11 protein-coding genes are annotated in these 13065 nt (G+C 42.2%); 8 read left to right on the forward strand and 3 right to left on the reverse strand.

Annotated features, from left to right (window positions below):
• Window positions 1-71 precede the first annotated feature (71 nt).
• Together Q6344_11145 and Q6344_11150 are read left to right on the forward strand one after the other, a co-directional pair.
• On the forward strand, window positions 72-1046 hold the full coding sequence (locus Q6344_11145) for a rhomboid family intramembrane serine protease (protein ID WLG13148.1): 975 nt from the start codon (window positions 72-74) through the stop codon (window positions 1044-1046).
• Between the two features lie 230 nt (window positions 1047-1276).
• Window positions 1277-2089 carry a MipA/OmpV family protein gene (locus Q6344_11150; GenBank protein WLG13149.1) on the forward strand — a complete coding sequence of 271 codons (813 nt, stop codon included), beginning with the start codon at window positions 1277-1279 and terminating at the stop codon, window positions 2087-2089.
• 143 nt (window positions 2090-2232) lie between these two features.
• Here the strand turns inward: Q6344_11150 and Q6344_11155 are convergent, their stop codons facing one another.
• Together Q6344_11155 and fumC are read right to left on the reverse strand one after the other, a co-directional pair.
• Window positions 2233-3324: a DUF4238 domain-containing protein gene (locus Q6344_11155; GenBank protein WLG13150.1), complete on the reverse strand. Its 1092-nt coding sequence runs from the start codon at window positions 3322-3324 to the stop codon at window positions 2233-2235.
• Between the two features lie 190 nt (window positions 3325-3514).
• On the reverse strand, window positions 3515-4918 hold the full coding sequence (gene fumC, locus Q6344_11160) for a class II fumarate hydratase (protein WLG13151.1): 1404 nt from the start codon (window positions 4916-4918) through the stop codon (window positions 3515-3517).
• A 195-nt stretch (window positions 4919-5113) separates the two neighbouring features.
• Between fumC and Q6344_11165 the strand changes: the two genes are divergently transcribed.
• The 3 genes from Q6344_11165 to Q6344_11175 are packed head-to-tail and all read left to right on the forward strand — an operon-like array spanning window position 5114 to window position 6457.
• On the forward strand, window positions 5114-5764 hold the full coding sequence (locus Q6344_11165; GenBank protein WLG13152.1) for a 5-formyltetrahydrofolate cyclo-ligase: 651 nt from the start codon (window positions 5114-5116) through the stop codon (window positions 5762-5764).
• Window positions 5764-6015, forward strand: a complete 252-nt coding sequence (locus tag Q6344_11170) for a hypothetical protein (GenBank protein WLG13153.1) — start codon at window positions 5764-5766, stop codon at window positions 6013-6015. Before Q6344_11165 ends, Q6344_11170 begins: the two co-directional genes overlap by 1 nt.
• A complete protein-coding gene (locus Q6344_11175; GenBank protein ID WLG13154.1) occupies window positions 5996-6457 on the forward strand; it encodes a hypothetical protein in 462 nt (153 codons plus the stop codon). The genes Q6344_11170 and Q6344_11175 overlap by 20 nt, the downstream gene beginning before the upstream one ends.
• A gap of 73 nt (window positions 6458-6530) precedes the next feature.
• Here the strand turns inward: Q6344_11175 and Q6344_11180 are convergent, their stop codons facing one another.
• A complete protein-coding gene (locus Q6344_11180; protein WLG13155.1) occupies window positions 6531-7904 on the reverse strand; it encodes a Na+/H+ antiporter family protein in 1374 nt (457 codons plus the stop codon).
• A 394-nt stretch (window positions 7905-8298) separates the two neighbouring features.
• Here Q6344_11180 and lon point away from each other — a divergent pair, with 394 nt between their 5' ends.
• The 3 genes from lon (at window position 8299) to Q6344_11195 (ending at window position 13005) form a co-directional block, all read left to right on the forward strand.
• The gene (gene lon / locus Q6344_11185) at window positions 8299-10953 is read left to right on the forward strand and encodes an endopeptidase La (protein ID WLG13156.1); all 2655 of its coding nucleotides are present in this window, start codon (window positions 8299-8301) and stop codon (window positions 10951-10953) included.
• 347 nt (window positions 10954-11300) lie between these two features.
• Window positions 11301-12248 carry a hypothetical protein gene (locus Q6344_11190; protein WLG13157.1) on the forward strand — a complete coding sequence of 316 codons (948 nt, stop codon included), beginning with the start codon at window positions 11301-11303 and terminating at the stop codon, window positions 12246-12248.
• A 199-nt stretch (window positions 12249-12447) separates the two neighbouring features.
• On the forward strand, window positions 12448-13005 hold the full coding sequence (locus Q6344_11195; GenBank protein WLG13158.1) for a superoxide dismutase family protein: 558 nt from the start codon (window positions 12448-12450) through the stop codon (window positions 13003-13005).
• The last annotated feature ends 60 nt before the right edge of the window (window positions 13006-13065 follow it).

Below are 13065 nucleotides of genomic sequence, written 5' to 3' on the forward strand. Positions count from 1 at the left end.
GCAGATGTCTGACATTATTTGATCATACCCTTTATACTCTATTTATAACATTCTAATGATATCTCACCTTTATGACCATTCAACAATTATTAAAAACAGCCCCTGTCACCACCCTATTACTAGCCAGCTTTATTGGGTTATTCATCATGCAGGTACTGACAGGCGTCGACGCCAATAACCCATCGACTGAGGCGCTCTTAAAATGGGGTGCCAATGCATTGCCATTTACCATGGGTGATGAGCCGTGGCGCTTGGTCAGCAGTGCCTTTTTACACATCGGCTTGATGCATTTATTGTTTAATGGATTTGCTATGTATTTCTTTGGGCAGATTGCCGAGCCGATGTTTGGCTCAGCCAAGTTTTTGGCATTGTTTTTACTGGCAGCGATCGGGGGCAACTTACTAAATAACTATGTCACGTGGCACAGTATTGTAGAAGGAACTGGTCAACCAGGTCTATCGGCTGGAGCATCAGGTGGCATCATGGGTATCGGCGCGGCATTATTGATAGCCGCCCTGTTTAAAATATCGGTCAATGGCATGGTGCTCAATCTTAAGAGCTTGATATTTATCATGGGCATCAACCTTGTTTATGGTTTTGCCGTACCGGGTATCGACAATGCGGGGCATATCGGCGGCGCGGTGACTGGCTTAGTAGTTGCACTGGCATTCGCAATCGCCTACCGTCAGCGTATGACAATAGCCTTACAGAATATGCCTAATCCAGCTGCTTATGAAGACCGTTATCGAACGACTTATATCAATTTTCCAGCAAGCAGCGATACTGACTCTTCTGCTAATAACGAGCACTTTAGTAATGTTGATTTTGACAATAACAGCAGTTTCCACCCCGACTCTGCTGTAAACTCACACTTAAATACTCATGCTAATCACGGCCACCTTAGTCAACAAGAAACACCGACTAAATCTATCCTTATTTGGCAATTACTACCATGGCTAATGATGCTACTGATTAGCATTGGCTTTATTTGGTGGTGGCAAGATATTCATGATCAAATACTACAAGTATTAAAAACCATTGAGTAAACCTTCATAGTTATTTATCATTGCTAAATAGTTCATGATAACAGCTTACTGGTTAGGTTTTCCTTACTCGCTTCTTGCTATAAGTCAGAGCACTTTTAAACCGCTACGGTGTTACCCGCCCTAGATGTACTCAGTTTACTATCTGCGGTCGGTCGCCTTGTAGCGATTCTAAAATTCCTTGACTATACACGATTGCCCCCAATTATTTCATCCATTCACGAGACTTTATTATGTTTAAACCTGTAGCGCTACCTCATATTTCTACGCGCGTCATGCTTAGCGCATTAACGGCTACCGCGTTATTTAGTGTCGCCAGTATGTCCAATGCTGCACTTTTTAAGGACAATTTACCTACTGACCAAGACGCTGTATTAAGCGTGGGCGTCAACGTCATAGCCGTCAACTCAGCCTACGATATGGAAGATAGCCTTGATGTACGTGTGTTGCCGGGCGCATTTTATGATAACAATAGATTCTATGTGCGCGGCGCTCAAGCAGGTGCTTATATCATTAATGATGGCAAAAATCAGCTGTCGGCTTATGCTCAGCTCGCTGGCAACGATTTCGATCCTGATGATGCTAGAGGCGCATTGCAAGGTCTCGATGAGCGTGAAGCATCAGTCGCTGCTGGTCTAACTTATTTGCGCCGCACGCCCGTCGGTGGTTTCCGTGCTCAAATCGCGACTGATGTTTTAGACCGTAGCGGTGGTAATACAGCTCGTTTGACCTATCTCGCTAGAATTACGAAAGACAAGCTAACAGTCTATCCAAGCATTGGTTTTGAATACAACGATGCTGACTATAATGAATACTATTATGGCGTCAGTGAAAAAGAGTCAGCGGAAACAGGCGTCGCCGCTTATAAGTCTAATTCGAGCTTGAATCCTTACGTTAACATTAGTGCCAACTATGATTTCAATGAACGCTGGGCATTGTTTGCCAATCAAAGCTTAAGCTATTTGCCGAATGAACAATACGATAGCCCAATGGTTGACTCGCGTACTGAGTCAACTTCGACGCTTGGTTTGCTTTATAAGTTTTAGATTTTTGAGGGATTGATATAAAAAGCTGAGCATTTTGCTCGGCTTTTTTGTAGGTAGTTTAGATCAACACATATTTTGAGTTTTTAAGAAATCAGAGAGGTTTAGTTTAGTTGTTTGAATAAAATTACTTTTACTGAATCTAGCTAGCTTTCGCGGATCGACATTTTATAAAAATCACTTCGCCCTATTTTTTTTACTACTGCTTGACGAACAAAATCATCATACGTGTCATTTGTCATTATAAATCCATTTGGCTTCCAGTTTATTACTCTAGGCCATATTGGTGGTGCAGCGTAAACAGTTTGAGTGACTTTGAAGAATTTTTGATTTACCTTAATTTCAGAAACATCAATTCGATTTTCATCTTTTATCTTACCGTCAGAGTTATCTGAAATGTAAAACTCTGTTTTATGACCTTGCAAAGATTTTGAATACTCCACTTTGTTATGAAGAATCTCTAGGTATAGGGCACTATCAGGATTTGCTGTGTATATATTAGCTCGACAATTCAGTAACTGAAGATAGTTAAAAGCATCTATATCATGCCTATTTTTAAGCTGAACCCACCCTTTTATATTGGCAATACTATAAACATCTTTATCATAGGCCAACATAAGAATTCTAGGAGTAAGAGGTAAAATAAATAGTCCTCCTGCTGACTGTAATCCAAAAGATCTAAATTGCACTTTCTTATTGAGAAAATACCATCGATTTGTGAGTACTGCTGGATGGTCTGAGGTTATGAAATCAGTTTTAGTATTGTTCTTTAAAATACAAACCTTTAAGTCATGGATTAAATGCCTATCTTTTAAGATCGATTGCATTACTTTGTGAACAACTTCTTTAACTTCCATTTTAATGTCAATAGAAAGCAAAGTTTTTATATCTTGTTCAGTTGATTCAGCAGTAGACTTAGAAAACTCCTCGGTTCTTGCACGTTGAAGTAGCCAAAATTCTATGAGAAATAGCTTGTCTTTGTCTGTCAGAACGTAATTTATATTTTCAAGATTGCGAACTATTTCAGAGAACTGCCCTTCAATCGGCTGTAACGCCTTCTCTAAAGCTAGATCTTCACCATAGAAGTAATTTTTTGAACACTGGTTCTTTATAGGTGCATTTTCTATTAGTTTCTTTTTGTTCAGATTATAGAGACAAATAGCTGCTTTTGATTCATCAGTAGAGAATTGTTTTAAATAGCACTGAGGTACATAATGTTGGTTCTTATTGGAAGCCATTTTTTGCCTCATTGAATGTAATTTTGATATTGAGAGTAAACTTAATATGATAATGAGTAAATCGTATTATCTCTATAGCAAATGAAAAAATTAATAGCTAAAAGTAGTATCAGATCCAAAATCGAAAACAAAAAAAAGACCTTGCATCACGACAAGGTCTTTTTACTATTCTAAGAAACTATTAGATAGATTACTTAGGGTTTACCATATCAGCAGGAATAACCCACTCATCAAACTGAGCTTCAGTTAGCAATTCTAGCTCAACTGCAACTTGCTTCAAAGTTTTGTTTTCTTTATAAGCAGTTTTAGCGATTTTCGCTGCATTTTCATAACCAACATGACGGTTCAATGCCGTTACTAGCATCAATGAGTTATGCAAAAAGTCATCAATTTTGTCTTTTACTGGCTCAATACCAACGGCACAATTTTCATTAAAGCTATTGCACGCATCACCAAGCAGCTTGATAGATTGCAATAAGTTAAAGGCAATCACTGGCTTATAGACGTTTAGCTCAAAGTTACCTGATGCGCCCGCCATGCTGATCGTCACGTCATTACCCATGACCTGAGCGACAACCATGGTCATTGCTTCTGATTGGGTCGGGTTTACTTTACCCGGCATGATAGAAGAGCCTGGCTCGTTCTCAGGAATCGTCAATTCGCCTAGACCACAACGAGGACCTGATGCTAACCAGCGTACGTCGTTAGCGATTTTGTTTAAGCTACCTGCTAAAGTTTTGAGTGCACCAGAAGCAAATACTTCGGCATCACGAGCGGCTAATGCTTCAAATTTATTCGGTGACGTGACAAACGGTAGACCAGTCAATGTTGATAATTGCTCAGCTGATTTTACCGCATAATCAGGATGGGCGTTTAGACCCGTACCAACCGCTGTACCGCCTAGTGGTAATTCATATAGACCTTGTAGCGCATTATCAATACGTACCAATGAATGATCCAACTGGCTCACATAGCCGCTAAACTCTTGACCTAATGTCAAAGGCGTTGCGTCTTGCAAATGCGTACGACCGATTTTTACGATACTATCGAACTCTTTCGCTTTTGCAGCTAGCGTATCGCGTAGTGCTTTTACCGCTGGAATCAATAAACCATTGATTTCACGAGCAGCGGCAACACGAATCGCCGTTGGGAAGCTGTCGTTGGTAGACTGTGCATGGTTTACATGATCATTTGGGTGAATTGGCGTGTAGCTGCCACGCTCATTGCCAGCAATTTCGTTGGCACGGTTGGCCAATACTTCGTTCATATTCATGTTTGACTGGGTACCAGAACCCGTCTGCCAAACGACTAGCGGAAACTGATCCGTTAGGCCACCGTTGATGACTTCATCAGCAGCTTGTACGATGAGATCACGCTTGTCGCCTTCGATACGCTCTAGGCTAGCATTGGTAATCGCAGCAGCTTTTTTGACCAGTGCCATTGCTTCAATCATTGGACGCGGCAACGTTTCGCCACCGATTTTGAAGTTCTCACGGCTACGCTGAGTTTGCGCACCCCAATAAGCGTCAGCTGGGACTTCCACGTTGCCCATGGTATCTTTTTCGGTACGAGTTGCCTGATTCTGTGTCGACATAACTACCCTCTTTGATGGTTTGTTGTATAGCTGCTTCGAAAAAAGTGCAACACACGCTGCACATAAAGGAAAATACGCTGTAAAGTGGCGTTATGATAGCATGACTAGACCGTGTTGAATATTCACAAATAGCCATTGCTGCTCTCTACAAGCAACAGCCATCATCAATTTAATACATTATGGGATAGTCTATCTATGCATCCTGAGTTAAAACATTCTGAGTTTCAGACATCTACCGTTAGCAATCCGCCGAGACGGCAATTTACCCGTCAGCGTCGGCAATTAACGGCTGGCGAACGTAGACATTACGCGCGCATGGCAAGTTTGCACCTATCTAAGCTACAGCAGCGGCTACCAAAAAACGCACGTATTGGACTGTACTACGATGGCTTTGGTGAGCTACCTACTCAGCCACTGCTAACTTGGTGTCAAGGCTTAGGCTATTTACCTTATTTGTCTGTCGTTGGCTCGCTCGGACGTGACAATCAGGAATACGATGACAAACGACTGCGTTTTGTGCCAATTTACCAATCGAAGCTGGTCAATATACCGACACGGATTCATCGTTTGGGCATGAAGCAAAATCATCATCGCAGATTATTATGGGCGCGAGAATTGGATGTTATTATCTGTCCGCTCGTGGCAGTAGATCTCAACGGCAATCGTATGGGCATGGGTGGCGGCTTTTATGATACGACGTTAGGCAAAGGCTATCGATCAGGGGCTAAAAGACCATTAAAGATCGGCTGGTGTTATGACTTCCAAATAGTCGAACAATTACAGCGGCAACCGTGGGATGTGCCACTAGATGGCTTAATTACCCCAAGCGGCATAAGGTGGTTTTGATGAAAGATGATAAGCAAGCGATGGATACTAACTCTAGCGCTGATAATGTAGATGAGTATTTGCAAACGTTAGGTAACGAGGACGCTAGAGAGTTGCGTTACTATAGTCAAGAGCAGTCTTTTAGCGCTGATGAGCTAGCACGGCTTATTAATGAAGAACGCTTGAATGAGTTGCTCGCGCAAAGTGATGCGTTTTTGCGTGGTTTGAATGATGGGATAAAAGATTTTGAAAATGACAATAAAGACCCATAGAGGATTTGCAAAGACAACAATGAGCTACTTTCGCTCAAAACCACTAAGGGTAGTTTTTGCTATCTTGTGGATCATTTTCGTCGGTCTTATTATCACTTTAGGTTTTAGCACAGATCCCTATTTACTTCACGTTCAGAATATTCCTCTTCCGCATCCCTATCCTATAGAATTAGTCGTTATATTAATAATAGGAATGCTGTTTCATTTAAGCTTACTGGTGACTATGGATGTATATATGGATAGTCGCTGGAAGTTTTTCACTATGCTGGGGACTAGCATTTTATTTTTATTTGGTTTCGGTATGATGGCGATGCATGCACCGCCGTCATTAAGTGGGATGATTTTTTGGACGTTTTTGTCCTCTTTACTATTTTTATTGCTTTGCTTTTGGCAGGTCTATTTATTTGTTTTAAGGCGATTTTTTCGTAGAGAATCAGTTTAATAACAAGGTAATTGACATTTTAAAGCTGGGTTAAAAACCCAGCCTACACCAAACTCTACTTAACTTTGATAGCCTACAACACCATCGCTGCAATCCAACCAAATATCAATAATGGAATGTTGTAATGCAAGAATGTCGGCACTACGCTGTCCTTGATATGGTCATGCTGACCGTCGATGTTTAGACCAGAAGTAGGTCCAAGAGTCGAATCTGACGCAGGCGAACCCGCATCGCCAAGCGCGCCAGCCGTTCCGATAATAGCCACGGTTGCTAAAGGCGAAAACCCTAAAGAGATACATAGCGGCACATAAATCGCGGCCAAAATAGGAATGGTTGAGAATGACGAACCAATACCCATCGTCACAATTAAACCAATTAACAGCATAATAAATGCAGCTATCGCTTTATTACCTGCGAATAATGACGCGGCACCATCAACCAAGGGCTGAATCTGCTCAGTCGCTTTCATGACTTCCGCAAAACCCTGCGCCGTAATCATAATAAAGCCAATCATCGCCATCAATTTGATACCGTCATTAAAGACTGTATCGGCTTCACTCCATTTAACGACACCCGTTGCCATAAAGACGCCAAAGCCAAACATTGAGCCAAGCAAAAGTGAGTCGGTATACATCTGCACCACAAATGCCGTCACAATCGCGGCAAGCGCCACCAACGTTTTCATCTTGCTTTGTGTTTGCGCACTAGCTGCGGTTTTGCTTAACGCGTCACCCTCTAACACTTCATCATGCGCAGCTTTATCAATTGCTAGCTGCTGATACTGGCGCGGTTTACGGTAGCTGATAAATACGGCGACGAGCAAGCCTACAAACATACCCAAAGCCGGAATTGCCATGGCTTTGGTGACTGAGATGTTGCTGATATCAATACCTGCTTCGCCGACGTTTTTCAGCATGATTTGATTGAGATAAATATCGCCAAAGCCATACGGAATAAACATGTAAGTAGTCACAAGACCAAAAGTCAGTAGACAAGCAATTAAACGTCTATCAATGTGCATGCGATTGAAAGCGAGCAATAATGGCGGTACTAGCAACGGAATAAAGGCAATATGAATAGGGATTAAGTTTTGACTAAAGCAGCTCATGGTGATTAAACCTGTAAACAGCATGTATTTAATCATGCCACCTGCTTTTATACTTGGGCCGCCCGCATCAATGCGTTTGATCACTGCCCCTGCCAGTGACTGTGGCAATCCTGAATGCGCAATCGCCACTGCAAAAGCCCCAAGCAGCGCATATGACAGCGCAATTTGTGCGCCATTACGGATACCTTCTTGAAAGGCGTTCAAAGTATCAGTCATACCCAAACCAGCGATGAGTCCGCCTGCCAGCGCCCCGATTAATAAGCTGAGTACCACGTGTACACGCGCCAAAGACAGCCCTAGCATGATGACGACTGCCAGCAGTACCGCATTGATGGTCATATATTGCCTCTTATTCTGTCTGCTATAGCCTGATTAAGACCTATTAATATCTCATGGACGATAGATATCATCCTCGCCTCTAAACCGCTTGATGCTTAAACCACCGTTTAAGACGCGCGTCAGTTTACCTTATTTTGCACACAAATCCTACGCACAGAACCCAATAGGTGTTAGCTACGCACTCTTTACCTATGCTCTGTATACATTGAATTTCAGCTAATATTTAAAATTATGAATAACAATATGACTCGCAGTCTTTAGATAGATATAACTATTTTGCGCAGATAAGCGTGTGACTTTGCCTACAAGCCTTGCAATTTTATCGGTGAGCACCATTTATCTAAACATGAACCACGAACTTGACTTTACAAGTCTGGTGAACGAGGAAGAATATATGAGTGAACATAAAATTGCCCAAGACAATATCGACATCGATGTCGACGTTTCATCTACTGTTGCTGATGATCAGGAGCGAGACAGCGCGCCTAACGATACGACAGGTGATATAGCTGCAACAGCTGATCGCGTTGAAGATGGTGATAGCAAAGATAGTGATGATAAAGATAATGAAGACAAGGACAACACTATTGAAGACGATGACGCAAAAGACGATAGTATAAAAGGTGACGGTACAGAAAACTATTTACCACTACTGGCATTGCGCGATGTTGTCGTTTATCCGCACATGCAGATTGCCTTGTTCGTCGGTCGTGAGCCTTCAGTCAAAGCCGTTGAATTGGCACAGGCTGAGTACGGCAATAAAGTCTTGGTCGTGGCACAAAAAGACTCGCTGACTGAAGACATTGATCAAGATAACTTGTATCAATACGGTACGGTTTGCCGCATCGTCAGTACCATGCCGCATGACAGTGATGAGAGCTGCATCAAAGTATTGATCGAAGGTCAATATCGTGCGCGCGTTGATAATATAGAAAATCACGACACATTATTAATGGCAAGCTTTGAGCGTGCTGACCTTGATGTCAGTATGGATGAGAGCCAGCAGAAAAACACGATTCAAGCATTAACCACATTGTTTGAAAGCTATGCGGATGCGCGTCTGCGTAATGCTCGCGAGCTGACTCGTGTGGCCAAACGTATCGATGACTTGCTTGAACTGGTTTATTTCATATCGACCCGTGTGTCGATGGATTTAGATATTAAGCAATCATTCTTAGAAAATGATGATCTTAAAACCCATATCAACACCTTAACCGAATATTTGGTTAAGCAGAGTGCTGAACAAAATATCGAGCAAGATATCCAAGAAGCTGTCCGTCAGCAAATGGAAGACAATCAGCGCGAATACTTCTTAAACGAGAAGATGAAAGCCATTAAAAATGAGCTGTCGGATATGAATGACGGTGCGTTCGATGGCGAAGATGATGTGGCTGAGCTAGAGCAGCGTCTAGAAGATGCCGACTTGCCAGAAGATGTGCGCAAAAAAGCGGATCAGGAGCTGAAAAAGCTCAAAATGATGCCACCTGCCTCATCAGAGTCTTCCGTGGTGCGCAACTATATTGAATGGATTTTGGACACACCGTGGAATGCCACAACCAAGGTTTCGATTAATTTAGAAAAAGCAAAAACGGTATTAGACGAAGATCATTATGGCTTGCAAGATGTGAAAGATCGCATCTTAGAATACCTCGCCGTACAGTCACGAGTGAAAAAACTCCGTGGCCCTATTCTTTGCCTAGTCGGTCCTCCGGGTGTTGGTAAAACCTCATTAGGCGAGTCTATTGCCCGTGCGACTGGTCGTAAATTTGTACGTATGGCGCTTGGCGGCGTGCGTGATGAAGCGGAAATCCGTGGTCATCGCCGTACTTATATCGGTGCGATGCCGGGTAAAATTGTTCAATCACTGGCTAAAGTCGAAGTTAAAAACCCTCTATTTTTATTAGATGAAATCGATAAGATGGCGCAAGACTTCCGCGGTGACCCAGCATCAGCGTTGCTTGAAGTGTTAGATCCCTCACAGAACGATACTTTTAACGACCATTATTTAGATATGGATTTAGATTTATCACAAGTGATGTTTATCTGTACCGCTAACAGCATGGATATTCCGCCTGCCCTGCTTGACCGTATGGAAGTCATTCGTCTACCGGGTTATACCGAAGAAGAAAAGGTCAACATCGCGCAGAAGTACTTGGTGCCAAAAGCCATTAAGAATAACGGTCTCAAAGAAGGCGAAATTGAGATTGTCGAAGCGGCGTTGCATAGCATCGTCCGTAGCTATACGCGTGAAGCTGGTGTGCGTAACCTTGAGCGTGAAGTGAATAAAATCTGCCGTAAAGTGGTTCGCGGTTCGGTTGAAACCCATGGCGCACGAGCTCCTAAGAAAGCAGAACGTCAGCTAATCGTGGTCGATGACAAAAACATCGATGACTATCTAGGCGTCCATCAATACGACTACGGTCTAGCAGAAGAAGAGCCTGAGATTGGTCGTATTACGGGTCTTGCTTGGACACAAGTCGGTGGCGAGCTATTAACCATCGAAGCGGTGGCGATGAAAGGTAAAGCCGAGCTAAGCTTTACCGGTTCACTCGGCGATGTGATGAAAGAGTCGATTCGCGCTGCGATGAGCGTAGTACGTGCTCGCGGTGATAGCTTAGGTATCGATTATGAAACCTTTAAAACTACCGATGTCCACGTGCATATGCCAGAAGGTGCCACGCCGAAAGATGGCCCATCGGCTGGTGGTGCACTAACCACAGCGCTGGTCTCTGCCTTGACTGGTATTGCCATTCGCCCAGATATCGCTATGACGGGTGAGATTACTCTGCGCGGTAAAATCCTGCGTATCGGCGGTCTTAAAGAGAAGCTACTTGCTGCTCATCGCGGTGGTATCAAGCATGTGTTGATTCCAGCGACTAACGAGCGTGACTTGGCCGATATCCCTGATAACGTTAAAGCTGGTCTGACCATTCAACCAGTAGCCACGATTGATGAGATATTGAAAGTAGCATTGGTCAGTATGCCAGTGCCGCTTAAACCAGCTAAAGTGACGGTTGATAAAACCTCAAGCAAAGCGCTGCATAACTAATCTGATTAGTTACTAATCCAGTCTTATAAATCAAAAAACCGCTCATCGTAATGATGGGCGGCTTTTTTTGGCAAAAACAAAAAACAATCTTGTTAAAACTCTGTGCTATATTTTAAACAAATGTTTATTTGGTAATAACCATAATGTTAAACCACCTGATTTTAAACCGCTTAACTATATCCTTATTACTTACTGTTTCGTTTTCTTTAGCGTTAACAGGCTGTCAGTCCAATATTGCAAAAGATAACTCTATACCTACTAACTCAATGATGACGGGCTTTAGCACTTCTGCTCCAATATCATATCAGCCCATCATAAAAACTGAAAAGCTGGAAGAAAAAATTGTAGTGGTAGCTGATGAAACAGCTAATGAAGTTACGACGCTGCAATGGGCAAGTAATTATCATTGGCAGTTAACACAAGTTAAAGACAAAAAAAGTAACGCTATTAATATTAACACTGAAACGCCGATTACTTTAGAAATTGCGCCCAGTTCATTGAGCTTGTTTCAAGGCTGCCAACATTTTGCTATCAAATTCGTCTGGATGTCCGCACCGCCTTTTGAGTATGGTAGCGAGCTCAGAGAAAGACCCTCGACCTGCGAAAGTGCTACTGAAAATAAAGTAAGTAACACAAATATCAAAAAGTTATTTCCTAACGATAATAATATTATTAAGTTAGATGTTGAGCTATTACCAGTCGCAAAAATCAAACTCGTTAATACTCAAATGGCATCGAAAAACTTGGTCATTAAAATCGAAAATGGCAATACGTTAACATTTGATGGTACGCCTAGGACATTTAAAGAACCGACTGGACTCCCTATTGATAAGGCATTGTTAGAGCGCTATGACTGGCGACTGGTTAGCGCCGTTCGTAATACTTTTAATGACAAAGGGCAGGTAATATCTCGAGAGTCTATTGGTCATTTTTATCATCCAGAGTTTCCAGTGTCGCTAAAATTTAGAGAGTATGACGATAGTCAATACGCATTTTTTAGTTCTAGCTGCAATGGTATCGGTGGTCCTTATATTTTGATGAAAGATTATACATTGCTAGTTGGCTCGGGACCACAAACACTCATGGGCTGCGGTGTTACTGGTAATAGAATTGAGGGCGAACTTGCTAAGCTTATCAGTAATAGCCAGAGCACTCTTAGTTTGAGTTTGCAACCTTCACAATCAATATCGCCAACAGCAGACGATCAGACTGATATGCCTCGCTATAATTTATTGCAAACGATAGAGACTGGCGAAACTCTAGTATGGCAAAACGAAGTAAAGAAAATACCGTAAACAATTTTCAAACCCATACGATACTTACATTTATTAACCGATTGTTGCGCATTTGATGAATAACTATATCTAATCCTTAGCTATACTGATGACGACACTAACGAATGTTTATAGAAATCAAAAGATATTTATCTATAAACCTTCAAGAGTTAGCTTCTTATCAAAAATAACTAAATATTAAAAATAATTGGAGATAATAATGAATAAGACGATGCTTGCAAGTGCGCTATTATGTGGTTCAGCGTTAGTAATGACGGGTTGTCAAACCGTCGAAGGTCAAATGCAAACTGGCAATCCACTTAGCCAACCTGCCTTAAAATCTACTATCAATGCAGTCGCTGGTAATAAAAATGAAGTGGGTCAAGTATTCCTACGTCCAGTTGATGGCGGCGTACAAGTCTACGGTAAGCTGATGAATTTGCAGCCGGGCAAGACAGTCTCACTACATATCCACGAAACAGGCAGCTGTGCTGATATGGGTAAAGCGGCAGGTGGTCACTTTAATCCAGACAATAAGCCTCACTCTAATCCTGATGATATGAATGGTCATGCTGGCGACTTGCCTAACCTGACTGCCAATGCAGATGGCGTGGCTACTATTAACTATGTGAATAAGAAAATTTCTGTCGCTGATGCTGGTAAATATAGCGTTAATCGTCTAGCCTTTATCGTGCATAGCGGTGCTGATGACTATACTAGCCAACCAGCTGGTAATGCAGGCGACCGCGTTGCTTGCGGTATCATCGAAAAGAACTAATAGCATATGAACCTAGCTGTTATTGATAGCACATATATGAATAGCACAAAAAAACCTCTT

Source organism: Psychrobacter cibarius (assembly GCA_030686115.1).
Lineage (GTDB): Bacteria > Pseudomonadota > Gammaproteobacteria > Pseudomonadales > Moraxellaceae > Psychrobacter > Psychrobacter cibarius_C.